Here is a 25,615-nt window from a genome sequence, read left to right as displayed (position 1 = left end):
AAAAAAGCAGGAGAAAGACCAAATTCATCACCTCATCAATAGATGGGGAGGTATTCTTTGTTCTTTCTCCTAACTGTTTGTTCTCATTGCATAAACTTATATCGTTATCCAATTCAGACTGAACTTTTGATTGCTGTAACAATACTGATATTTCTTGCATAAATTTTAATAAGAAGGTTTCGTCTTGTTTAGCAATCATAGTCCAAACATTATAAATTTGTGGTGACTGGCAATTTAAATACGCCTTACCTCGGATATAATCTTTGTCCTTAATTTGTTTAAAAAGGACATCCGACCCGAAAAAGGGGTCATAATAGTTTTTAATTTTTTTCGGTATTAGATTCAAAACGAATTTGATTGAAGCAGTATCAAGACTAGGATATGAAAATAAACACATTTTAAACATCTTCTTTACTACTTTAATCATATACGCTTAATTTCTTTTCGTTTGCAATGTTAATTTAACCCTATTTTTACTTAAACAAAGTGCGAAAAAATCATATATTCGGTTTAAATTTTATACTTCATGTCTCATAATAACTATGAAGATAGTGATAAGAAGATGTTTTAAAAAGATGTATCTTTGCATCGAAAGGATTGGAGATATTCATGGAAGCAGAAATTAAGTATTTAAATGTTACAGAGAAGCATTTCTTAAACCATTTAAAGTTTCTACAATCAATGAATCAAATTGAGACGAATAAACCTGCATCTTTGTACTTTACGACTGAAAGTGAAGATGACGGAAAATTTCATAGTTACATTATCTTGGCAGTTTACAATAATTTGATTCACGCTAGTACGTATTTAAAGACGCCGTTTTTAGTCTCATCCACTTATACTAGAGATACTGATAAAGAAGCATGGCTGGCTTATCATAAATGGATTAGTGAAAATACCAGTTTCTTCCAAAATTTATTAAATGGCCTTGAAGATGCTGGATTTAATGAACTAAAAGTATTGGAGCCTGCTTATCATTCAATGATAAACGTCATTTATGACTTAAAATTAAAAACTAAGCAACAAAAGGATTTGCAAAGAGATCAAATTCAACTGATCTATAGATACTAGCATCATCATTAATCTATAGCCTGTGTCTAAGCAAAAAATTTAAAAATCCTACTAAATCTTGGTGTTGATAAACCTTGATTTAATAGGATTTTTGTTTTGAGCAAAAGTCAAAAATTAATTAACCTGTTTACAATTATAAATATCATTTACTTAGTAAATCAGGTGTTCTTCATTTGCACTATGCTGGATCTCTTCTTCATCTTCTTTAGGATGGCCAAAATAATTCTTTTGATTGGGATGCGCTTTTAAGAAAGCTTTTCTATCCAACGAATATTGATCGTCTAGTGGTATATTACCTATCTCACGAATTTGAAAATACGGATTGGTGGGATTAAAATACCTGCGAATTGGAAAATTCCATTGATTTAATTCATTAGTAATTTCAGTCTGCTCCCAATCATTTTTTAATTTACTATATTCCGCTGCTCTAGTTTCACTATCGGTTTTCTGGGCTTCCTCTGCTAAACGTTGCAGTTTCTCATTGTTATGCAATATAGCTATGTCTTCATCTAATGGTGTCCCATTTGTATCATTCCTGATTTTAAAAGCAAAAGCGAAAGTATCAAAATAAAGCAAACCAAAACCATTGATAAAAGCTCGTCCTACTGCCAGAAATACTCCGGCAACATCAGCTAAAAACTTGCCCTGCGGTATTGGAAACCTAATTGACAAATAATGCAAAAGAATCTGCAGAGGTATTGCACGATCTAACTCCGGAGGTCTCTTAGTCAGCCTGTCCGGAGATAAATCAAAGAAAAAATATCTAAATGGCACAAAGCCAAGTATTGCTATTGCTGGTAATGGCTTAGAAGTTACTGCAAAATACAGAATTCCTCCTAATGTTGCAATCCAGCAAAGAATTAAAGCTGAGACATTAAAAAGGTGTGAACCGGAGAAAGATTCACTATCCTTTTCATTAAGACGTACCTTATTATCCACCAGTTCACACCTCTTTTACTATTTACCAAATTGTTCTAAAGAAAGCATCAAGGTTAGTACCAGATAAGTATCCAGGATGATTTGCCTTAAAATTACGTACATCCCGCTCTGTATATGGCATTACTCGATTTTGCAAAAAGTTATCAGCATCATCTACCCTATGATTATCATTATAAAAGTCCGACATAATCTTAGATGACAATTCCTTCTCATTCTGCTTCATATTTCCATTAAAGAATAATTGATAGTCTTTACTAGTATCAACATTAAAGCCATTCAGATCATCACTCTTAAGCGGAATAGAAAAGTTAGTTTGTTCAGGTAGCGACTTTAAAAATGGATTAGATTTAGTTTCGTTAGATAATGCTTCTCTGACACCTGTATACGGATTTACGCCAGTAACTACCATAGTGTCCTTATTACCCTGTAAAGCAAAACCTGAGTAACCTAGATATTTATCTACAGTAGCTACACCGTCAGCTTGATTTGCTTTAGTTAAAACATTTGATTGTGGTAAATGAGCAAAGTCTCCAGGAGCTGTCTGAGCTTGTGAGCCTAGGTTTCCCTCACCAAAGAAATTACTTAAATTAGGAATACCATTGGTTAATGTAGCTCCCACTCGTTGACCATCTTGAATTCGATATGGTTCACTAATTGAATGTGTGCTTGCATTATAAGCTAGACTAGGTCTGCCTGATGCTGACATATCCATATCTTGATATACAGTATCACCATAGCCTAACGTACCATCGCCAGGCCCGAATTTACCTACATTAAACCAATTACCATTTTCATCTTGTGCTTGCACAGTTGATTGCGTATTTTGAATTGCCATACGAAATGCACCAGGCTGAACACCAATTGGCTTTTCACGACTATCTAATATTTTAGGCATCATTGCATATGCAGCCTTTAGTGATAATCCATGAGATTGAGGGTGCAAATATGGATTATTTGTAATTCTATCCATACTTCCATCATCATTAAAACCTACTGCATTAGTACCATAAGTAGCTGAACTAGTTTTACTTGAGTTACTACCTAAGCCTACATTGCCAAACCATGAACCTAAATTGAGTGGGTCAAAGGCTTTTGAAGCTTTAGTAGTCATATCCTTAAATTCTGCCCATTGACGTTTTGATTGGTCGTAATAAGACGCTTTATCTGCATTATTTACATAATAGTCAATATCTTGTGCATTAGGATTTGCTTGTGCATCCCCAATTAATCCACCATAAGCATTCATATTTTCACCATTGTAGATAGAATCAAGGTCTTGTGCAGTTACTTTAGGCATTCCACCCCAACCTGAATTAATAGTATTAGCTCTTTGCTGATTAAGCTGATTCCAAAGTCCAGAATCAATAATTTGTGCAGTTGCTCCATCACCGGCTAAGCTCTTAGCAGTCTCAGTTAGTGATTGACCTTCAATTGGATCAGCAACTGAACCAAGATTAGTTGCTTTCTTGGTAGGGATGCCTGCTTTCTTTAAGCCCTTAACAGCTTCTGATTTAAAAATATCACTATTAATAATTCCATCTGGATTTTCTTTAATTCCTTGTTGGAAACTAGAATCATTAACTGAATTTAGAATCCGACCATTAGAATTATTTAAAGCGGCTTGTGCAGCATTTTTAGCCTTAGCATCAATTCCTGGCTTATAGCCTTTCTGATATTGATCAGTCTTCTGCCAATCTGCAAAACTCATTTGAGTAGGATCAGTATTAGGGATTGCTCCATTATTATACTTAGATTCTAAACTGTTTAATTCTTTTTGCTTAGTGGCCTGACTAATATGCTGAGCATCTAAGAAGCCCATCTTATCCATCATGATATGTGAATCATTAGCTGGTGCCCCCGCGAGGATCATTGCTTGATCTCCGATTTGTTCAGCGGCTTCTTTTTGTTGCGGAGTTAAGGAACTATCATTATCAATAGCTTCACGATAAGCTTTATTAATATCAGCTAAGGATTTGTAATTGTTTTTACCGTTACGAAGACGTTTAGCCCTTGCTTGAATAGCTTGATCAGCATCAAGCCCACCGTGCTTTTCAAATTGTCTAGCAGCATCGGCATCAGCAACGGCCTGTTTTAGTTCAGCATTATTATCATAGTCTGGAGCTGCCTTAGCTTTTTGAATAAAGGTATCATAACCAGGAGATTTATCTAGTGCCCGTTTTAATGCATCACTCGTTGCTTTGTCGGTAATACCATTCATTCTACGGCGTAGTTCATCTTTAAAATCTCGATTAGGATCAGCTTCCTTAAGAGCTAATTTAGACAACGACCCTGAAGTTAATCTAGCAGCTCTTGAGCCAATTTCTCCACCTAATCTTGACATTGCGATTGCTGTAGCTGGATCACCAGCACCTAATCCTGCAGACATACCGGCTACCTCACCAACACTTCGACCGGCCATACCTCTAACTTTGGCATCAACACCGGCCAATTTATCTCTCATTTCATTAATCGGAGTTTTTTGATTCCAAGATTTTCCAAAAGCTTTCTTAAATGCTCCGGTCTTAGCACCAGCTTTAGCGGCTTTGGCTGCTTTGCCGGCAGACATTAACGCTTTACTTCCTGCTAAGGCTGATACACCACCAGTTGCTGTGCCAAGAGCCAACCCTGCAGCTCCGATAGCTACACCACCTGCAACAGCAGCACCAGCCTTTAACGAATGAGAAGTACTTCTATGGATTTCATCCAGCATATGTGTCTGCAAGCCAAACAAGTCTGCCAGCGCTTTAGACAATGGTTGGAACATTACCATAATAATTAATCCAATAACCATTGTTTCAAAGTGTTTATAAGCGTTACTTACATCTACTCCTGGGCCAACTATACCTACAAACTGACCTAAACCTTTAATTGCGTCACCTGCAGCTCCAAGGGGATGTCCGCTAGTAGTTAGATCAAAACTATGGTGTAATGTTTGACCACCAGCTTCTAACTTGCTTTTAGACTTAATATCCGCAACTTCCATTGACCAATTATCAGAGTTCCATGCCATAAGGACAGCCATAAACGTTATGGTTATTGCGTGAATTGATTGCATCATGACTGTTCCAATAATTTCACGAAGCCAGTTAACTGTACGAATTTTGCCCCAATCACTTGGCCAGAAAGCGATAAACACTGGCCCTAAAGCCCAAAGAATTGTAAATACAACCTCACGAACAAAGTAGTAATACTTAATATAAACTGCTAAGCCAATATATGTCATTAAGTAAATGACGCTAAAGATAATACCTACGAAATCACTACCTAGGAATGTACCACTTGTCAGCATATTAATAGTAGTCTTACTAAATCCTAGTGTTACTGCTTCTGATAAGATTGTATTTCCAGTTGAGGTAGTAGTTTGTGCCATAAAACCTGCTAGTCCAGTAACAATAGCTCCATTGACTGAAAGAATTACTGAAATTAACAAGTTATATTCTAAACACCCAACTACAGCGATAACGGTATCAACTAGACTACGATACCATTCTCGTCTTGATTCAACAGGATTGAAAGCTTGGCCAACTCCCATTTTAGTTGTCTGAATGATTAAAATAATCATAATCAAAACAGCGGATAGAGCCAAGAAGACTGGTCCAATTACTACACCTACTCCTTGAATACTTTGAGTATAAGCAGAATTAGGGTAGATCTCAGCATAGCCATTAGCATTGTAAGCATTAGCAATTTCTGAGTACATTTGTGGGCCAGAAGTACCTGCCGTGTAATTGATGCCAAAAATCGTAGCCCCAGCTCCTGATTTAGCCATCCATTGTCCAATACCAGAAGAATAGAATAAATCTAGTAAAGCTTTAGCTACTTTTCCGCTAAAAGTTGAAGGTTCAGAATTAGCTCCTGAAACATTTTTACTTTGTTCGTTATTTCCTTTATTGATATTATTAGACGACTTACCTAAGTCTTTATTTATTTGCTCAAGAATCTTCTTACGTTTCTTGTCATTCTTTAAATACTTATTATATGCATCCCCTGTTAGGTTCATCACTTCTGCTTCTGCCGCAGCACGAGTTAATTTCTTACCATGCTTTTTACGGTTAGCAGCCCATTTACTGAAATTGGTCTTGATGTATTTCTGAATATTAGCATTTTCTTTATTAGTCAGACGATTATCCCGACCAATTGAATCTAACGTAGTATTTCCTTGATTAGCATTAGTTAGCCAATTACCATTTAAACCAATTTTTACATGCTTTTTATTATTCCAAGCATCAAAAGCTTTATTATAACGCTTAGCTTGAATATAGCCTCCACCAGTAGAAGAACCAGATTGAATACGATCAGTCTCTTGACCAATATTTGTGCCAAGGTTACCTATTTTTCCTTGTTTCCAAGTCTTTTTAATTCCTGCACCTAATCCTCTTAATCCTGACATAAAGGCTGGATCTTTAGGATTAAGATTAGCCTTAATAGCATTGGTAACTTGCTGAGTGGTCGTTTCATCACCCCAAGTAGGCATAGTTACCTTAGCATATGCTACGATAGCCGTATTAATTACCACTAAGGTAACAAGAGCGGCCAGGACTCCAATTCCAATCTTTGCCCAAGAATTCAATGAAGAATAAGTATTTGCTTTTCTTTTTTTATTTGTTTGAGAATTATCCATGCTATTACACCTACTCTTACTTATTGTTTAAGCTTTTCATTAATTTCACGAACTGCATCTTTAGTTTTTCTTGCCAGTTCCACAGCTCGATTAGATTCAGCAAATTCCATTTCTTCTTGACTAGGATTAGTTTTAATCCAAATACTGTCTCCTTCCGCTCTTAAAATTCCTTCTCCTGGCTCTGGATTCCCCGTTAAAATGTTCAAAGCACCATCCGTTAAATCAATAGCGTCCTTCATTAACTGACGGTGTTCAGGCTTAGTTTGTAGACAAAACATAAATTCACTGTTAGTAACCAACGCTTTAGCTTGCGGTCTGCCTTGGAATCGTTCAATATCTTGTGTTAACCAGCAGAGGGAGCCATTCCGTTTACGGCAACGTCTAACCATCATTTCAAAGAAACCAAACATTACTGGATCATCAATAAACTGCAAAATTTCATCAGCGTCTAGTACTTTTTTAGTTGTGGCTTTTTCTGGATTGGTCATCCAACGTTCCCACAAATATTTAGTAATTACGTAATACGCCACACGCTTTAAAGAACCAACTAACTGCGAAATATTAAAATTTACATACAAATATTTATTAAGGTCTGCGGTACGGCCATTACCAAAATAGGTTTGACCATCAAAGATTGGCTTACTTCCTGTACGCAAATATGGTTTTAGACCATCAAGCAACCTGGATACTTTAGGGTCTTCACTACCGTCTGGCAAAGTGTTTTGTTTAGCCAATTCTTGATAAATGTCAGTTAAAGTTGGCTCAGGCTTAGGAATTCGATCATAAAAGTGCCCATTTAAAGTACCAGCTTTGTCTTGATATAGCGAATTAGGATCTGCAGTAATACCCAATCGCTTAACCACAGCATTAATCGCATCTTCTAACCGACTAGTTTCACTAACGTTTAAACCTTTTTCATTGCCGTTAGCTGATAGAATTTCATTAACAAAGCCTTCAACATTAGAAATCATTGAAGAGACATTTACTTTTTGAACGAACTTCTCACCGTCTTCATGTGTAATTACTTGGCGTCCATCATTGCTAAGCTTAATTTGATCTTCAATTTCTTGCTCGGTCATTTGCCGGCCGTTTTCATCAGTTTCAATTTCCTCTTCAAGTGGCGTTTCAGTTAATGAAACAGCACATGGATTAATAATAAATTTAGCATCTGAAGTAATTGTTAAATTTAACTGGTGCAAGTGCTTTGCTAATAGAACATATTCACCATCAGGATCAATACTACGATGCTCAAAACCAAGAATAGCAATTTCTCGTTCCATTTTGATTTTGTTGGTCGTACTTTTACCTGAACCTGATTCTCCTACAATTCCCATATTGTAGTTAATTGGTCTATGGGTCTTGGAACCAAAGACATTCAAAAATTCAGTATTAGCAGAAGGCGTTGCTTGATTTGTCCCAATAGGTATTCCACCGTTAAATCTACCTGCAGCATTACGAGCCATATCCATAACTGATAAACTTTTACGATCGACATTTCTAAACGTATCATCAAGGTTATACATTCTGGCTCCAATTGGAATAGTTTGTAAGTATCCACTTTTAACTCTTTTAACATAAGGGGTTAAAGAAATACCTTCATTAGCTAGTAAGTCCTCTGCAACGCCAAAATTCTTATTCATTTCACGTTCTGAATCACCGTAAACAATTACACTAATGTTCACGTTATACAGTCTGTTCTCATCAAACTGAACTTCATCCAAAAGATTATCAATATCACTGTATTTCGTAATATTTTCACGCATCTGGAATGTTTGCCCTTTATCTTGTTGATACTCAGAATTGGATCTAATTACGTTTAAATCTTTAGACAATTCCTTCATAATATTTCTGCGCTCACGTGGGACAACATCCATGGTCAAATCAATATTCCCTTGTGCCAAAAGTTCTTGGAAAATACCCGTATCTACCATACGTGGATACCCTGACGGTGGAACATAAGCAGCTATTCCATATGTCCTGTGCTTCATGGTCTCACGCATAATAAAATATTCCTGCATAACATCATCTGTTGACCAATATGAATTAGCAATAATATTGATTAAGCTAGGTTGCCCAATAGCTGTGCTAGGAGACCGTTGATTATCGTAGAACTCGTCTTCTGGGTCTTCTTCATCGTCTTGATTGCCAAAAGCTTCATTTGAATTATCATATTGGTCTTCTTCAATTTCTTGATCTTGGTCTTCAACTGATTCATCCTCTTGTTCATTTTTTGAAAATAAATTTTTAAAAAAGCCCATACGCTTATCCTTCCTATTTCAGATCATCTAACCCTGTAATATCAATACCATCATCATCTGGGGATGCACTTTCATTCTTGTCTGAGACATCATTAGCTTTTGGAGAATCACTTCCTTGGCCGTTATTAGTAACATTACTTGTAGTGTTAGTTTCTGAAAGAATGTCTTCAGGAACCTTAAAAGGTGAATCCGGTTCTTCTTGGAATTCATTGGTATTTTCGATCGAATCATCATCTGTAGTAGCTTGGGTGCCTTTTGAATCTGCAGAATAATAATCCTGACCTTTAGACAATTTCTTTTCATTCTCTGCTTGTTGTTGCAACCACATAGCGTCTCTAGCATGATTCATTAATTCAGCTTCAATCTTGATTTTTTGTTGTACTTCTTTAAAAAGCTTGTCTGATTGATGTGCTGAAGTATAAAGTGAGAATCTTTGTTTGCGAATAATATCCTCAAATCTCATTTTTACGGAAGATTCTCGATTAAATGTCTTATATAAAACTTCAAGCAAGCCAAAAGTATCTAATGGATTTAATGCATGATCTGCTCTGCGCAAAATACCATTAGCGTTAGCAATTTGTCGTAGCAATTTTTCAAGCGCTTTTTCATGTATTTGCTTTTCTAGCACTTCAGGGGTATCTCCATAAACCTCATCTGGCTGAATAATTGCCATAAATTGCAAGTAACAACGATTTTCAAAACGGTCAGTTTGATGTTGATAATTTAAGGTATTGTCAATTACATCACGAGCAATTTTCTTCATTTCTTTATTGGAATTTTGCAAATATTGAGAATGATCTTTTAAGCTATTTAAAAAATCAGTCATTTCAATCTTTTGACTTTGCGAAGATATTTTCAGTGGACGATGTACACCATTGTAAAATACTTCTTGCAGTGCATTATCTTGCTGTATTTCTTGATCCGTTTTTAATGAAGGATTAGACTGCTGCATTTCAGCTAGCATGATGAACATCCTTGAATTATCACCGGTCTCATACTCAATCATGGCGTTTCGAATATCTAAAACACCAACTTCAGCCAGAAAATCTTCCCATGTCTGCCAGTCCTCAAAACCAAAGTCTCCTTCATAAACTGGAGCAGAACTAGGATCGTCTTCCTCGCTCTCTGAGACATCTATTGCATCACCTGAATTATCTCTAGGCGTTAAGTCAAAATTTTGCTTCTGTGAATGTCGATGCCAGATAATTATTGCAACGATTATTGCTATGATTGCGAGAATAAAAGATATAACTACTAAAATTTTTAAGCACCCCTTTAAAAAAGTAATGTTAAAGCTAACGGCCAATCCCTTTAATTCGAAGAAGTTGGCCGCTGAATTTAGCATTATTTATCTACGCTTATAACGAACATTACGTCTACGACGACTATTCACTTTACTTGTATTGCTACCAGCACTAAATAAAGCTTTGAAAAAGCCAACCTGTCTTACTCGTTGAGTAAATTCACCTGGCTTTAATGTCGTCTTATATCCAATTAACCCAGCAGTCCAAATAGCAACTGAAATTAAGATAGTTGTCAGAATTTGCGTATTATTAGCTACGGCATCGACTGTAAGGACAAGCCAAACAACAAAAGTACCAATTAAAATTAATCTAGGTCTATTAATATTAGTCTTTTGATTTAATCTTTTTGGTTTACGATCTCTCATCAATCGTCTTCCTCCTCTCTATCTAAAACTGCATATGGTAAAGCTCGGTTTACTGGATGATGAGGTGGCTGCAAATTTAAATATGTGCCGATTTCATGAGTTAAAAATCGTCTATTTATCATAATTTGCTTGTTTTCGTAGTAGAGAAGGTCTCCTTGTTTATCACGTATTGGCTTAAATGCTATATAAATAAATGGACCTAATACTGCAAGAAAGAAAAATCCAGCAATAGTAGCTGACGAACCAATACCAGCTCCCGATAACTTACAAATCCATTGAATAAGCTTAAAAACTAAAGCTCCTATAATAATTCCAGCACCAGTGATGCTGATCTGAGTCCAAGAAGCATATCCTAAGACTTTTTTCTGATCACCCGAAAGGTTGACTATTAAAACTCGTCTACCTTCACCCATAAAAACTCCTTCCCACATCCAACTAGCGTCAGATATATTACTAAGAGCGTTTATTTACGCCTATCTACCTGCTTTGTTGCTAAGGCCGACAACCATACCAACAAGTGAACGAACATGAATAATGACTACGGCACCAACGATGATGAAGAAGATACCTACAATAGCTTCGGTTCTGCTTCTAGGATCTCCCATAGCACTAACACCGATCTTAATCCCACAAACTACAGCAGAAATGATTAAGAGGACGGCACCCAAGTTTTGCAAAGGTGCAACAAATTCGTTCATAATCTTAGCCAACACGTCAACAGCATTACCATGCGTATCAACGTGAGTTGAGAATGCTGATGAGTTATCACTTTCTTCAGCAAAAACTGGAGTTGAAGTTAAAGCCATAGCTTGAGTTGATACAAAAGCAGCCAACATACTCAGCAAGAATCGGATACGAGTTGCAGAACCTGCAAAAAAGTTCGTAATTTTAGCAATCATATCTTTTACTCCCTTCCAACAAATTCAAGCAAAAATACAAAATGAGCCACTAATGCTAGTCATACATTAGTGGCTCATTATAAGCCTGTTAATCATCAAAGAAATTTAGGAGCTTAATTCCATATTTTTGCTTCACAAATAATATAAATGAAACTCTAAAAATTATGTTGTACTTCAAATACCACTCATAAAATTAAAAACCATAGTATTTAATGTGCAATATTTTTAGCAAAGGCCATTTCTCCGGTCTTAATTCCGTTTGCTACTTCCTTATCTGTCAAAACTTGCATCCCTACATTACCATTAGGATTTTTGATAAAAGAACCATCACGTGATACTAGTAAATACACTTTAAGATTAGAAGTATCAGCAAAGTATTTTTTAGCAAGTCTTAAAACACGCTGCTCAAGTTGGGGTTCTGCTCTTTTAATTAAAGTCATTTTAAAAGCCTCTTTTCTTAAATATGTGGTCGATTTTTATTTTAGGCATAATTTCAATTAGGTAAATCAATTGAAAATTTATACAAAAAACTAAAAAAGGTATAACAAAAAAAGGCAAGATTCTAAGAAAATCAAGCCTTTTTACCAAAATATTATTAGAGTGTTTACTTGAACGCCTTTAATATTTATTTCTCTATTGGTGAAATGTCCATAATCTTACAAATATTTATCAAATGTCGTTGCTTAGATTGATTTTTATTTTGATATGCTGAAATGAACTGTTTATTATTACTAAGTAGATAAGCTTGAGCCTGAGCATAATTTTTAAATTGATCTGTATATAGTATCTCATCGTCCGAGGTCTTAATCAGTAAAATGCATTTCTCTGTAAGCTGATCGTGACCTTTTGATCTTAGCTTACGTTTAGCTTTTACTACTTTTATCCGAATATCTTCAGGTTTATTAGGATGCTTCTCAATATTTAAGGAGTTACATTGAAAACGCCCTTTTACAATTTCAATACCCTGTTTATCAAGCAAGTACTCTACATCATTACTTAATTGATAGTGACCTATGATTGGACTGCTTTGATGAGTTGCAATATTGAGATAATTGCTTATTTCTTCTGGAGTAACTCCAACCAGTAATCTCGCTACCAATCTAACAGGCATATATTCTTTAATTTTCTGAGTTGGCACACTTTTTGTTTTTGATTCCACTTTTATATCACTAAGTGAAAGCCGTTTAGTTCGTTGTTGCTTATTAGCCTTATCTCTTTTTATTTGAGGTGCCTGTAAAATCGTTTTAATTGCAAAATTATCTAAGAAAATAAAACTACGCTTGTAGTAATAATGCTGGTCGATAAGATTACGATGATTTCGCATCCAAGCAACTATTTGACGCCTAATAACAGAAACCTTACCTCTAGTTGCTATTCTATTGGCAAGTGCCACATGAGAAGTCCACATTTAATTTCTTCATTTCTAATTCAGTCAGTACTTGATCCATATTAAGCAATGGATTATTTTGCTTGTTAATGCTGCCAATAGGTACTTTAGGTAAGTAGTGTTGGATGATTTTTATAAAGCCACCACGTGTAGTTACTAAAGGATGACCATCTATATTAAGGTTGCGTGAATACTCAATGTGCAATAATTTTAGATTTGCAAAAATATTAGCTCTTAATTGTGCTAACTCTTCTCGATTAGAGTTTCCCGTAGCATAATAAATAAGTTGAGCAATATCATCAAGTTTAAATGCTTTATAGCCAAAAGAACAAATTGCACCATATGCAGTAATTGCTCCTAAATCATGGTATGTATAAAGATCTGAAGAATAACCTAAAATTTTTCCCCATTGTTTAAGCATGGATGGCGTTGCCTTAACTTCTACATCTAATTGATTTAGTCTTGCTTGTACTGTTCGAATTTAACTTATACTATCATAACATTTTAATTTTACTATGTTCCATTGATATTTCTTTATTACATGTTCAATTTCTCTGACAATTTCAGCATCATATAAAGGTCTGGTGAAGTAGCTCTTGTCAGTCTTAATTTTTAATTGTTTTACTGGCCTTACTTTTAAGGAAGTATCAAGTATAGTCATAATATTGCCAATAGTAAGTCTATGGTAATATCTACTGTCAATTAAATCTTGATTTACTTGTTGCGTTATTTGACCTAACGAAAGAGCCGCAATTATCTTACTTTTAGTTGGAACAATCGATGCATTGCTTCTTCTCGCTTTTGTTTTGCGGGATAGATCATGTTTATTTTCATTATTGTTTTTAGCAGATATATTAAGTAATGCCGATGTAGCTTTAACTCCCCTTTTCTTTGGCTTAGGGTGAGTATTCTTGACTGATTGATGTTGATTTACCCATGTTTTTCTTACATAACTTCTACCCAAAATAACAATTTTAGGAATTTCACCGTGATACTTTACTATAACTTGCTGAGCATCCTTAGCATCAGTAGAAATATATACCGCCTTGATTAGTCTATTTAAGCCTTTATGTAGATCAAATAAACTAATTTGAAATCCCGTCTTTCTTATTCCTGTTAAATCTACATTTTGCTTTAAATATTTTGAAAGCATATTTCTATCTGTATGGAGGTAAACTGATAACTCTTTTAAAGAATAGCCAGTAGTAGGAGCTTTATGCATTAAATCAATAACTTGTCTAAATCTTTCTTGCCTTTTTAGTTCACCATAATCATAAATTGAATTGTCCTTTTCTGTCCCTACATTTTTAAAGCTCATGTAGCTCATTATTTCCGATAATTTTGCTGGGTCTACCTTTTGATCATAAGCAATCATATTAGCTGTCATTAAGTTACTTGTCGAATCCCATGCTAGTTCTAACTTCGAAATACCAGCGAGCCTGCGCCACTCATCAAACTGAGTCATTTTAGCTGAATAATGTAAATTTATGTAATCAACATAGCCATATTGCAATGAATCTTTTAAGGGTAAATCTAATGTAATTCCAGTATTCTTAACTAATTTAGGGTTAACTATATCAATCAATTTAGAAACCCTATTTGAGGAAACAATTTGTAGCTTAGCTGAGAATGAAATAATAGCATTTTTATGAATTATCTTACCTATTTGTTGTAATGGTAAATAGACATCAGTGCTATCCGTACAAATTGGTTCATAATTAGTTTCATTTCTCAAATCAGTTACTACTACGTAAGAATGAATAATGCCATGCGTACAGGTATTAACTAGTTTTTTAGCTCTAGCTTCAATAATTACGGATTTAGTTTCTACACTTGGCTTCAACTCTTTCTTTGGAATGCTTTTGTCTTTATATGGAAGAATTTCATTTAAATATCTATCTCCAACGTGTTCATAGATGCTTGGTTTTACAGTCATAGTAAAACTGCTAGTATCTGTATTAAGTACTAACTCCTTCTTTTCAAGCACAGAACGTTCTAAACACAGTACCCAATCACCTTTATGATCATAGTTACTCTGTAGTTGCTTTTCTTGATTTTTATTACTAACTCTCAATAAACCACTATTAATTATTTCTGTATTGCCTAAAGTGTAGAAATCGTTTTGTTCATCGAATTTTACTTTGCTGCATCCTACTAAAACTTCACCTACACTGACATATAATTTTGAAAAAGAAAATGAGTTAATATTCTGGCATCTTAGCTAAACATGATTAGCAAATAACTTAAATTCATTTTGATTATATGGTGTACATAAATTTCCTATTAAAATATATGATTCTTGTGAACTGACAATTTTAGAATCAAGTACTATTCCCATCCAGCTAATGCAATTATCTTTATCTTTTTCTGTATCTAGTAAAAGATTATGAGGCCTAGCTTCCAGCAGGTCATCCTTAATTTGATAGAAATTCTTGCTACGTAAGTTATTAAGTATTTCTGCTCGCTTTTGAGGATTATTCATGTCTTTTTCTAGTACTTCTACTTCAGTATTTTTATTTCCACTTTTTTTATCAATTTGACGTTGTAATTGCATCAATTTTTTTAAATTCTTTTTAGCTATTCTCATATTTTAACCACCTTTTTACAGCCAATAACCGCATAGGCGACCCAAATCGTGCCAAAAGCTGTTAGTATAACGTTGTCGAAGTGGCTCATGTACTGGAATATATCTATGCAATACTTCAGAGTAATTTTCATTATTCTTATCTTGGGCTTCCACTCTTGCCAAAATTCCAATTCCTAAATCAGTATCGTCACCTATCAATAGCTCTTCCTTGTTTTCATTACCTAACTTCAAGAAGAATTCATTAATACATGGCTGCCAAACAAGACGATTATATTTATCTATTTGATAAGAATACTTTTCATGATCCATTCCAATTCTCTCTGCTATTTGTTTTTCTGTTAGCTTTTCTTTTGGATTGATTCTTCCTGTAATCTTATCTAGATTTTCATTTAGTAAGAGATTTACTTCATCACGGGATTTGTTAAATACTTTACGATTAATAGTTAAAATATCGCAATTTTTTAATTGCGGTTTAACATTACCCACCGGTAAGCCTGCTTGCACACAAATATGATAAAGAATAGCTAACTGATATTCATTACGACTATATGCGTTATAAGGATAATAAGTAAGTAGGTTTTTATTAATAATACTAGAAAAAACATCCGCATAGTCTGGATTTTCTTCATAATGGATATATTTTGTTAGTAAAGAGTTTGTGACTTTATCTTCTTCCCTTTTAACTAACTTTTGGAATAAATGACCTTCTTCGATTTGACTTCCACCTACTTGCTTTGCGTACTCAACTTTAAATAAACTTGCTAATCTAAGCACATAATCATATTGAGCCCGATGCAATTTACTTAAATCTTTTCTATAGATATTGAGCTGCCTAGCTGATATACCGCTTTTTCGAACAATAGTTTTTGTTTCTAACCCACAGTATTTAAATAAAGCTCGTGCCTCTTCTAAATTAGTATTTACTTTTTCTGGATTTAATTCTTTTATTGCGTTATTAGACTTGTTTTGCTTCATTTTTTATTTCCTTTCCTAGATTAAATGCATTGGATTACTTATTAGCTACATAATACGCAACAGATTGCACAAAAAATAAATTGCTAATCCAGACTAAAAAAATAAAATTGCTAAAATCTCCGCTATTTTTGCAAAATATATCGTTAGCAAAAAAGGATTATCGTTAAAACGTAGGTTTATATGAAAGAAAATAAATCATCATTCTTGTCCCAATAAATAAAAATGGGACTTTTCAGTTTTTTGTAAAAATGGAAGGTTTTAAAGAAATGAAAAAGTTTATAAAAAAAGGGAAAGAGCTTAGAACAATTAAAACAGTATTTTTGATTTTATTCTTTGGATTCATAGTTGCCGAATTCATTATTTCAGTCGCTATTTTAAATAGCAAAACTAAAGGCATACAAGCGTCAAATGAAGAGCAGCCTGAAATCACACATGTAGTTCGCTCACAAAATCTTGCATTACACGGTTTTGCCTATAAATTAATACCAAAATCAGGTGCTAGATTTTATTTAGCTAAATCTCACTTGGCCAAAAGCGCTCAGGTTCATGACACTTTATATGTTCCAGTTGAATATCAAGGCTCATCCTTTAACCTTAGTGATCAGATTAATTTCAATACCCTCTCTGTCACTCTTCCTAATTCTAAAGAGTACTTGCATGTAGCTAAAATTTATTCCATTAAGAGTAAGAAGAATGATACTAGCACACAAATCTTTGGCAAATGTGATAAAAAAGGATATTTGAAGCTTTCAGAGTTTAAGTTAGAAAAAGCTACAAAAATGAATTTATCTAAAAAAGCTAATTCTAATCAACTTTTCCTAGCATTGCCCGAACAGAAAAATTTAGATTAAAAATTACGAGGGTAAGAAATATATCACAAGATTAGTCCCAAGTTTTAATAAAAAAGGAGTATTGTTGTGGGATTAAAAAAATATCAGGCACAAACCATAGATTTAGTTAATCACCAAATTGATGGTGAAAAAGCTACAAAAGAAGAAATTGCGAGTACATTTTTTCAATCAAGAAGAACGTTAAAACTAGAGATTACCCTATCACAGGACCAATTTTAAATTTGAAGGAAAATTTTGAAAACAATGAAGACAAAACTAACAAGGAAAATTGAATTTGCTTTGGCCAAAAAAGTATTAGACAGCAGATTTAGAACTGAATATGGAGCGCTAGAAGTACCTTGTGGAAATTGGATAGGCAAAGGTAAAGAAAATGTTGATTTTGCTACTTATGCTCCCAGCACACAAGAAATTACTTGTTATGAAATTAAGGTATCAAAATCTGATTTTAATTCTAATGCTTCTTTGAGTTTCTATGGCCATAGAAATTATCTAGTTGCCCCCCTATTCTTTAGCTAAAGCAATAGCTGTAGCATTACAAACGCATAATTATCAAGTGATTGATAAATGGACTCATAGAAAAGAAATGCTTTATGCCGGTGTAGGTATCATTGCATATTTGCCTGGAACTTTAAAAGAAATCAAAGAGTTCTATCGTCCTGCACCTACTCTATGGAAACAAGCTATCCAAGACTATAGCAAATGTCAACGTGGTTTTCTCATATTAAGACCGTGCAGAATTAAAAATATTCATTTAGCTCAGAAAGCTAGCTTAATAGAGGGCATATTGAGAGTTGGCTGTAGGGATGCATCAAAGTATTATTTAAGCAAGCAAAGATTATAACGAAAACGAAGAAATATGCAAGCAACAGTTTATGCCAAAATTTAATAGCTAATTTTCAAAGATGATTCACTAATTTTTTAGGCCAAATTAAAACATAAAGGATGATTTAGCAATTTACTTACAAGTCTTAATACAGTGCTTTAACATATTAATTTGGACTGGACATCATAAATTAAAACCGTAAATACAAAAACATCTAGAAAAACTCTAAAATAAAAAAGTCCTATTAAATCTTTTATTAATACCAAGATTTAACAGGATTTTTGTTTTAAATATAAGTCTAAAAAACAGTTAAGTGTTACATTCTTGTACATTCATTAGCATACAAATACTTCGTTTTTATTGCTTGATCTAATTCGTCTGATAATCTTATTTTCTTTTTCATCTAAGTTAAAAATCACAACATTCCTTAAAGAGCCCCAATTGCACATACAATTAAAATCACCCAAAAGATAAACACAGTTGTATGCCAATCTTTAGGAAATGGAATCATATAGCTTGGATTACCATTTCCATAAATAATACCTAACCACCATAAAGGATCTCTATAATGCTTCATAATATCACCCTTAGCCTTTCATTTTCATTCTAGCAAAATAAAGCATGATAAAACGAAAGTTATAAGGTCTTAATTGACTAAGTTTTCTCTTAATTCAAAATTGTGCCAAGCATTAGCCACATTACTAAAGCTATACTTTCTAACCACCGAATATGCATTTTTAGAATAATCAGCTAAAATAGCGGGATGACTTAATAAAGCATTCAAAGTTTGAACCAATTGCGCTTCATTACCAGCTTGTACTAACTTACCAGTATAATTATCCGTTATTATTTCTTTAGGCCCATAATTAATATTATAAGCAACTGCTGGGCAGCCATGCTCTTGTGCCTCTAATAAAGCCATAGCAAATCCTTCATATTTACTAGTAAGAATTTCTAGCCATGCATTGTTATAAACATTATCCAAATTATTTTGAAAGCCGGCAAAATGAATATAATTTTGTGCATGATTTTGAATAACTAAATTATGTAACGAAGGGCCAGTTACTTTATCAGTAGTACTTTGTTCATATCCATAAAAAGTTAAATTGAGTTGAGGATATTTAGGTTTAAGTTTAATCACAGCTCGAATAATGTGATCTAATCGCTTCTCTTCACTTAATCTAGCAACGGCGATTAAATTATAAGGTGACCTATTTGCAAATGAGACCGGTTTAATATTGCCACTAGCATAAGTAACTGGAATTGCATAGCTATGATTAGTCTTAAAAATGTTAGCAACATCATCTGCTTCTTGATTAGTTGACGAAATTAAACCATTCAGACTTCCTTGATTTAGCATATCTGAAATACATTCGTACATTCCAAAGAGCCGCCCATTACGCTGACCATTAACTGTAACTGAAGAGTGAAAAATTAAATAGCGTGGTATAATTTGCTTCATTTGCTGAAACTCATACAGAGTACGCTCTGATCTATCTGCAAAAAAAACAGCTTTTAAATCATTTTGAGCTAATTCATCAAAAAAATAGGCTCTGAAAGCTGTGGCTGAATCAAAATTATGCCAAACGTCTCGATAATATAATTGAATTAACGTAAGAATTGGACTATTACCTTCACCACCACGATAATGCATTAATATAATTGGTTTACCGTTATCGTTATAGTATTGTGTCAAAACCAACCTACCTTTATCTTCATAGAAATCAGTAAACGAAAGGCAACCCTGATCATAATAATCTGTTCGATCTAAAAAGCCGTAACGATCATAATAATCAATTGAATATAAGCGATTATATAAAAATCCAATTTTTAGCCTTAGCTTATTATCCTTATATGCTGCATTGTTTCGTAGCTCATAGCCAGACATTTGAGTTATTTGATTAATAATTACACGATCAATTACAGGATCATCTTGATAATTTAAATTTTGAAAGTATTGATAAAGATTAATTACTTTGCCCTCTGTGCCCAAATTTCTTTGAGCATAGGCATGGGCATTGTTGTACTCAGTTTCTACGATTTTAGCAGTTTGACCATTAGCATTAAATAATTTAACTCTTTTAGCTTGTGCAATTTCAATTGCGGACGGCATTGGGTCTTCCATACTAGTAATAAAATAATTCGCCATACTTTCCCCTCCGTTTACCTTGCTAAAAATATAGTAGAAGCAAACGTAAGACTATAGTAAAATGCAAATATAAAAGTTTTTTAACTATTTTTTATCAGATCAATATTAAAACAGACTAATACCAAAGTAATATTACAGTATTTACAATTACCAAAGCATTACATACAAACAAAAAAGCATTATCTAGTCATTAATTTTAAAACTAGATAATGCTTAATAAAAATCAATTTAAGATATTTATTTAATCAAGATTTTACTTTTTATAAAACGATTTTACTCGCTTAGTTTTCAACTTACTAATATCCATACTTTTTGATTCTAATGAATTATTCAAATGATATTGAACTTCTTGAGGGCTGGGTAAAGTATCTATCATACGATCTAATGCCACATTTTCCTGCTCTTTCGTAGTAGCTCGATAAAAGCGCATTAGGTTAACCATGAATGCTGCATGTTCGATGTTGTCAAAAGGTAAGGTTAAATAGTCCTTTGAATTAAAAGTATTAAGCGTTGCATTTGCGGCAATTAAAGCTGTCCTTTTATTTCCATCTTGAAATGGTTGCAATTTAGATAATTCGGCAAATATTCTCCAAGCATCTTTGACAGATTGCTTAGATCTCTTGAATTCATTTACTATATTATCTAAATCCTGCGGATAAACATTTTCAGGAGCATAATATGCTCCTTTAGCTGTACCATTGGGATCCGTTACAATTACAACTGCATCATCAGGATTATAACTAGCTTTCCTTAAATGACCTGGAATATTAGGGTCTTCATTTTTACTATGAACGAAAGTCTTATTAATTTCAATAATACTTTTCGTAGAGAAGCCCATCTTTTGAGCAACTGCTATTCCATCTAAAGCATCCTTTAATATTTCACCATCATGATGTCGATGCTCAAGCTTAGATAAATCATGTAGATCTAAGGCATGTTTAGTTTGTAAAACAGTACTACTGTAACCATTCATACTCCCAAAAGAAACTATGAAATTTGCTAAGCCTAAATTATCGTTCATTTTGTCTTTACCTTCTTCCCTTTTTATTAGTTACAATTCTAACATCTTTTAGTCTAAATCAATTACAAAAAGCTAAGCACTAATTTCGCCTACCTTTGCTTCTTTTAGTTGCCTCTTTAGATTAGGAAAAAGCTTATCAAAGTAGATAACTACTTGAGACATAGCAGCTTCTCGAATAGCATTGTATTCAGTTTGCTCATAATACTTACGCATTGTTGTAAGCGAAGGCTCTGATACTGCATTAAATAAATATAATTCTAAGCTTCTAGCAAATACTTCTGTTGGAATTAGTAATTTGCTTTGTTCTTTTTTTATATTCGATTTAACAACATAGGAGCTAACAGCTTGCAGGATAGGGCTAAAATCAGGCGACATGCTTAATGTAGTATTTGAATCAGATAAATACTGATAATCTAAAAAATGACCATATTCATGTACAAAAGTACTAGTTCCTTCCTCATATTTACCATTTGATATTTGCTTCTTACGTGGATCTAATACTATTTGATTAGTTGAAATAAGATATATTCCTAGTTTCTTAGGTAATTTTTTAAATCTCAATACTGGTTGCGTATTAGTCTGTGGTAATAAATGAATCCAAGTATCAATTTTTTTCTCTGCTTGATGAAAGCATTCCAATTCAAAATCATCATCAATGCGTAGCTCTGAAAAATCATTTTGCAATGGACTACCATACATAGCGTTAATTAGTGGCACTTGCAGATTTGTATGCTTATGCCAACGCTCAGTACGTGTTAATACAACAAGGTTATTTTCATGCTTTTGCATTAAAATCTCAGAATAATTTTTGCTCAAATACATTTTGATAAAACTTTTAGTTTTGAGCCCATCATCAAATCCATTAAAGGAATGCCCTGTACTTTTAGCATATGATTCAGCTAAAGCAAAAGCATTATCATTAATCCAATTAGTATCTTCAACAAAATGTTCTAACGACATGTAACTTGTTGTGCTCTTACCACTAAGCAAGCCCTCAATCGTTCTAAAAAAAGTCTGTTGCTCGATACCATGATCATTCTTTTGATATTCTGCAATTAAGTTCTTCACTAATTTGCTAAATCCAAGTAGCATCCCTTTTGAAATATAAGTGAAATCATAGTGCTTACCTTTATAAGAGTAAATAGTTCCACTAGTTTCCAGCTTCAAATGATCATTAGTCAAAACTAAGTAGTGACTTCTACCATCATAGGTATGCAAAATAATCTTAATTGCATAATTATAAGTAGAATAACGTCCTGCTAGTAAACCTAATTTATGAATTTCTTCCTTGTCAACGTTTTTACTATCTTTAGCCCACTCCTTCTCTAATGGATTAGGACATTTGCTACCTTTTTCAAAGCCTAAAAATGGAAACAGGTATGTAGCAGCGTTTAAGCAATCACTCCAAGTCCATTCACAATTTTGGTAAATGAAATAGGCGGTTTTACGAAAAGAATCCCATAATTTATCTGTAGGTGAAGCATCTAGCGTTTTTAAATTTTTTAGTTTGCTTATACCAAACTTTTTATGAACTAGCGAATTATCCATTAGTCCATGATCTGGTACAATCTTATCAAAACTAAATAATTCCAATTGTTGATCTTGCATTTTTCCTTCTCCTTTTTTCTTACATAAACAAAAAAACACTGTCTGAATTGCAAACAGTGTCTTTAGATATTTTTAAACTTACTACTAAATGAGTTGGGCGTTTATTTCACTACTAATTTGATTGAAATAATTCATTTCGTCAGTTAGAATTGCGGAATATTTTTCTTTATCAAAAATAGTTGGCTTTTGCTCCCTTATTTTATTTAGCTCGGCTTCCATATTAAAGTTGTCAATCTGTGATTTTAGTCCCTTCAACATTGCTTTATTAGCATTTCCATTAACAATCTGATTTTTAAATAAAGTGACTGTGAAATTGATCAAGCCATTCTTTTTTGCAAACCTCAGTTGGATGAAAAGTATTCTATTCAAGCCATGTTCATCGAAATAAGTCACATGAGTTGGATAAAATTGGGCCATACCATAATGCTTTAAGCAAGAATTATAGTAAGTAATTACTTCTTGCTCCTCTAATTGGGATACAGTTGCCATTTCAAGCTTATTATCCAATGCACCCTTCAAACTTTCTCTAGCTTCTGGATATTGTTCAACCAAAGAAAACAATTGAGCTATCTTAATTAAAGAATCCTCATCATAATGCAGTCTTTTTAACTGATCATCAGTATGAATATCATATTGCTGAACAAAATTCTCATTATGAGCTTCTTGCTCCTGTAAGAATCCTACTTGTAACACAATTTCCTTAGCTAATTTTTTCAATACTGCCGATTGAATCGCTACGGCATCAGTGTTAACAAAGAAAACTGCTGAATCAAGTATTACCTTTAACCGCAATTTATACGGTGCAATTAAATAAAAAGCTAATTTAGGTATTTCTTTACTGGTTATATCTTTCCAATCCCATTTACACGATGCAGGTACATACGCATTACAAATTTTGTTTATCGTATTAAGCATCGTAATTAAAACTTGGGGATTAGAATGAATTGCATTCTCTGCCCAAAGTGAATTATGCACCTCTTCTTTTTCAGTATGAACAACATAATCATCCGTAGTATTACTTGCAGTTGAAGAAAGATGATTTTTTTGAAAATTCTTAGTTCCTTCATCAATTGCTTCACAAGTACCTGCGAATGAATCCTTTAAATCTTGTTTTGCTTGATTTAAAAAATCAAATAAATCTGACATTTTTACCTCCATTACTTAATAAAAAAGACCCTAAAATTGCACTGCATGAATGAAAATTAGAATCTTTTTACCTAACAAAATACAAATTTATCTTTATGACTAACAAAATGTCATTTAACAAAAAAGATGCCAATAAGTTTTACACTTAATTGACACCTCAACATAAACAATAAAAGCCAAAATTTGGCAATTAACAATAAAACAAATCCTACTTTGGATTTATCAAACCACTTAACTCACATGAGTTAATCAAGAATCAAAAATAAAAATAATCAAGTAATTATCTTTACAACGATAGTTTAACATGATTTAGTTCTTATCTGCATTCAAGAATATTTTTAACTAATAAATAAACATACTAACCTAAGTGTTGGATAATCTTTCGATTGTAATACTATTTCTTCTTTTCTTTAATTGCTTTTTTCCATTTAATTATTTTATTTTTCTTATCTGTTCCTAAATAAAAGAATTTAGGGTTAATGAAATAAGTTCTAGGTATGTTAAGTTTGGTTATTATTTCTTGGTTAGTTAGTTTTTTAATAGAGAGTGATATTTGTTTTTGGCTTAAGTTTAAATCTAAGCTAATTATTTTTTGTGGTGGTATAGTTGCGGTATTTTCATAAGTTAGATTATTAATAATGTAAAAAAGCAAGTTAATATCAGCTGATGTTAATTCTGATTTCTTTTTGCTTGTTTTACTGGTGGTTTTGGTTGTTGATTTTGTAGTTAATTTTTGAATTAGTTCTATACCTTGTTTAGTAAGAGCTATGAATTTAAAATTTGATTCTTGTGAATCAGTTAAGTTTAAATCATCCATTTTTAATACCTCAGGAGTATAATAAAATTATTTTAAGAACTTAAAAGTAATATTTATTATTAATTTTATAACCTTTAAGGTATATCAATTATAAAACTGACATTGCTAAAAGTCAATATTACCAATACTTTAGCTATAATTTTAAAAAATATTGTTGGGACTTTTATATAATAAGATAGAGTGATAGGATAATTATAGTCAAAAAGAAAAGGAGATTTATAAAATGACTAACGAAAAAATTAAAGAGTTTAAAAACTCTGATTTTTGGCAAAAAGTTTTAAGAGATGCTACTTTTAGAGCTTCTAAAACTGAAAATTGGAAACAATTTGATGATAAAAGTCAGTATTATGTTTCAGGTGCTAAAGAAAGTACAAGATCTGTTCTAGTTGAGTGGGCGTTAAATGATTTAGCAACTGAATTTGGAATGCTTACATCTTATGAACCTAGTGTTGACTATGTGGAAATTAATGAAGATTTTTCAGTAGATGAAGAGTTGAGGTACTTACTTGAGTTGCAGAAAAGAATTGAAAGAGCTCCGAAAAAGTATGAAGCTTGGAAGAATGGTAAGTAGTCGTGGTGTCAACGGTAAATTCCTGCTTTAGCAGGAGCTTTAAGGAGTTGACACCACTGCACAAGTTAAGCTTTTAGGCGGAAGAAAAGGAAAACTTTTCTTCCTGCCCTCCAGGTGGCGAACCTGGGTAAATAAACATACTAACCTAAGTGTTGGATAATCTTTCGACGGAAGGATTATCTAGCGCTTTTATTTTTGCTTTAAAATAAAAGTTGAGATGAAG

General features: G+C 33.2%; 26 protein-coding genes. 6 read left to right on the top strand and 20 right to left on the bottom strand.

Translation table 11 applies throughout. The features are described 5' to 3' along the window. The coding region (locus tag BLP58_RS08560; RefSeq protein ID WP_256330664.1) for a DNA adenine methylase at positions 1-397 on the bottom strand (397 nt) is incomplete at its 3' end. A 212-nt stretch (positions 398-609) separates the two neighbouring features. On the opposite strand from BLP58_RS08560, the gene BLP58_RS08555 reads away from it, so the two are divergent. Next, positions 610-1,071, top strand: coding sequence for a hypothetical protein (locus tag BLP58_RS08555; protein WP_013851276.1), 462 nt, complete (start codon positions 610-612; stop codon positions 1,069-1,071). Between the two features lie 150 nt (positions 1,072-1,221). Here the strand turns inward: BLP58_RS08555 and BLP58_RS08550 are convergent, their stop codons facing one another. From BLP58_RS08550 to BLP58_RS08490, 13 genes are all read right to left on the bottom strand, one after another. Next, a complete protein-coding gene (locus tag BLP58_RS08550; RefSeq protein ID WP_013851277.1) occupies positions 1,222-2,010 on the bottom strand; it encodes a hypothetical protein in 789 nt (262 codons plus the stop codon). A gap of 22 nt (positions 2,011-2,032) precedes the next feature. Continuing rightward, the gene (locus tag BLP58_RS08545; protein WP_025084246.1) at positions 2,033-6,631 is read right to left on the bottom strand and encodes a type IV secretion system protein; all 4,599 of its coding nucleotides are present in this window, start codon (positions 6,629-6,631) and stop codon (positions 2,033-2,035) included. A 20-nt stretch (positions 6,632-6,651) separates the two neighbouring features. Beyond that, positions 6,652-8,889, bottom strand: coding sequence for a VirB4 family type IV secretion system protein (locus BLP58_RS08540; protein ID WP_013851279.1), 2,238 nt, complete (start codon positions 8,887-8,889; stop codon positions 6,652-6,654). A 13-nt stretch (positions 8,890-8,902) separates the two neighbouring features. Further along, positions 8,903-10,234 (bottom strand): hypothetical protein, encoded by a 1,332-nt coding sequence (locus BLP58_RS08535; protein ID WP_013851280.1) that lies wholly within the window; start codon positions 10,232-10,234, stop codon positions 8,903-8,905. 3 nt (positions 10,235-10,237) lie between these two features. Further along, positions 10,238-10,558 (bottom strand): hypothetical protein, encoded by a 321-nt coding sequence (locus BLP58_RS08530; protein ID WP_013851281.1) that lies wholly within the window; start codon positions 10,556-10,558, stop codon positions 10,238-10,240. Further along, entirely contained in the window at positions 10,558-10,971 is a 414-nt protein-coding gene (locus BLP58_RS08525; protein WP_005729804.1) for a hypothetical protein, read from the bottom strand. The genes BLP58_RS08530 and BLP58_RS08525 overlap by 1 nt, the downstream gene beginning before the upstream one ends. Positions 10,972-11,031: 60 nt before the next feature. Then, positions 11,032-11,457 (bottom strand): hypothetical protein, encoded by a 426-nt coding sequence (locus BLP58_RS08520; RefSeq protein WP_013851282.1) that lies wholly within the window; start codon positions 11,455-11,457, stop codon positions 11,032-11,034. Positions 11,458-11,666: 209 nt separating this feature from the next. Next, a complete protein-coding gene (locus BLP58_RS08515) occupies positions 11,667-11,897 on the bottom strand; it encodes a hypothetical protein (RefSeq protein ID WP_013851283.1) in 231 nt (76 codons plus the stop codon). 185 nt (positions 11,898-12,082) lie between these two features. After that, positions 12,083-12,850, bottom strand: coding sequence for a hypothetical protein (locus BLP58_RS08510; protein WP_143000336.1), 768 nt, complete (start codon positions 12,848-12,850; stop codon positions 12,083-12,085). Then, a complete protein-coding gene (locus BLP58_RS08505; protein ID WP_013851285.1) occupies positions 12,834-13,265 on the bottom strand; it encodes a hypothetical protein in 432 nt (143 codons plus the stop codon). The genes BLP58_RS08510 and BLP58_RS08505 overlap by 17 nt, the downstream gene beginning before the upstream one ends. A 60-nt stretch (positions 13,266-13,325) precedes the next feature. Next, the gene (locus BLP58_RS08500) at positions 13,326-14,918 is read right to left on the bottom strand and encodes a hypothetical protein (RefSeq protein WP_013851286.1); all 1,593 of its coding nucleotides are present in this window, start codon (positions 14,916-14,918) and stop codon (positions 13,326-13,328) included. Between the two features lie 147 nt (positions 14,919-15,065). Then, a complete protein-coding gene (locus BLP58_RS08495) occupies positions 15,066-15,431 on the bottom strand; it encodes a hypothetical protein (protein ID WP_013851287.1) in 366 nt (121 codons plus the stop codon). Positions 15,432-15,446: 15 nt separating this feature from the next. After that, a complete protein-coding gene (locus tag BLP58_RS08490) occupies positions 15,447-16,406 on the bottom strand; it encodes a hypothetical protein (RefSeq protein ID WP_013851288.1) in 960 nt (319 codons plus the stop codon). A 266-nt stretch (positions 16,407-16,672) separates the two neighbouring features. Between BLP58_RS08490 and BLP58_RS08485 the strand changes: the two genes are divergently transcribed. The 4 genes from BLP58_RS08485 to BLP58_RS08475 all read left to right on the top strand — a co-directional run bounded on the left by BLP58_RS08485 (position 16,673) and on the right by BLP58_RS08475 (position 18,098). Beyond that, complete coding sequence (locus BLP58_RS08485; RefSeq protein ID WP_013851289.1) at positions 16,673-17,257, top strand: hypothetical protein; 585 nt, start codon at positions 16,673-16,675, stop codon at positions 17,255-17,257. 66 nt (positions 17,258-17,323) lie between these two features. Beyond that, positions 17,324-17,476, top strand: coding sequence for a hypothetical protein (locus BLP58_RS12150; protein WP_013851290.1), 153 nt, complete (start codon positions 17,324-17,326; stop codon positions 17,474-17,476). A gap of 24 nt (positions 17,477-17,500) precedes the next feature. Beyond that, positions 17,501-17,773: a hypothetical protein gene (locus BLP58_RS08480; RefSeq protein ID WP_373852440.1), complete on the top strand. Its 273-nt coding sequence runs from the start codon at positions 17,501-17,503 to the stop codon at positions 17,771-17,773. Then, positions 17,751-18,098 (top strand): hypothetical protein, encoded by a 348-nt coding sequence (locus tag BLP58_RS08475; RefSeq protein ID WP_013851292.1) that lies wholly within the window; start codon positions 17,751-17,753, stop codon positions 18,096-18,098. The genes BLP58_RS08480 and BLP58_RS08475 overlap by 23 nt, the downstream gene beginning before the upstream one ends. A gap of 409 nt (positions 18,099-18,507) precedes the next feature. Here the strand turns inward: BLP58_RS08475 and BLP58_RS12145 are convergent, their stop codons facing one another. From BLP58_RS12145 to BLP58_RS08450, 6 genes are all read right to left on the bottom strand, one after another. Further along, positions 18,508-18,657 carry a hypothetical protein gene (locus tag BLP58_RS12145; RefSeq protein ID WP_013851294.1) on the bottom strand — a complete coding sequence of 50 codons (150 nt, stop codon included), beginning with the start codon at positions 18,655-18,657 and terminating at the stop codon, positions 18,508-18,510. Positions 18,658-18,726: 69 nt separating this feature from the next. Continuing rightward, positions 18,727-20,229, bottom strand: a complete 1,503-nt coding sequence (locus BLP58_RS08470; protein WP_013851295.1) for a glycosyltransferase — start codon at positions 20,227-20,229, stop codon at positions 18,727-18,729. Between the two features lie 253 nt (positions 20,230-20,482). Beyond that, a complete protein-coding gene (locus tag BLP58_RS08465; RefSeq protein ID WP_013851296.1) occupies positions 20,483-21,250 on the bottom strand; it encodes a Fic family protein in 768 nt (255 codons plus the stop codon). A gap of 72 nt (positions 21,251-21,322) precedes the next feature. Then, entirely contained in the window at positions 21,323-22,858 is a 1,536-nt protein-coding gene (locus BLP58_RS08460) for a hypothetical protein (protein ID WP_013851297.1), read from the bottom strand. An 84-nt stretch (positions 22,859-22,942) separates the two neighbouring features. Further along, positions 22,943-24,004: a beta/alpha barrel domain-containing protein gene (locus BLP58_RS08455; RefSeq protein WP_013851298.1), complete on the bottom strand. Its 1,062-nt coding sequence runs from the start codon at positions 24,002-24,004 to the stop codon at positions 22,943-22,945. Between the two features lie 394 nt (positions 24,005-24,398). After that, on the bottom strand, positions 24,399-24,821 hold the full coding sequence (locus BLP58_RS08450; protein ID WP_013851299.1) for a replication/maintenance protein RepL: 423 nt from the start codon (positions 24,819-24,821) through the stop codon (positions 24,399-24,401). A 223-nt stretch (positions 24,822-25,044) separates the two neighbouring features. Here BLP58_RS08450 and BLP58_RS08445 point away from each other — a divergent pair, with 223 nt between their 5' ends. Then, entirely contained in the window at positions 25,045-25,392 is a 348-nt protein-coding gene (locus tag BLP58_RS08445) for a hypothetical protein (protein WP_013851300.1), read from the top strand. The last annotated feature ends 223 nt before the right edge of the window (positions 25,393-25,615 follow it).

The organism is Lactobacillus kefiranofaciens, assembly GCF_900103655.1.
Classification (GTDB): domain Bacteria; phylum Bacillota; class Bacilli; order Lactobacillales; family Lactobacillaceae; genus Lactobacillus; species Lactobacillus kefiranofaciens.
The sequence above is the reverse complement of the archived record's forward strand: the minus strand, read 5'-3'. Positions and strand labels throughout refer to the sequence as shown.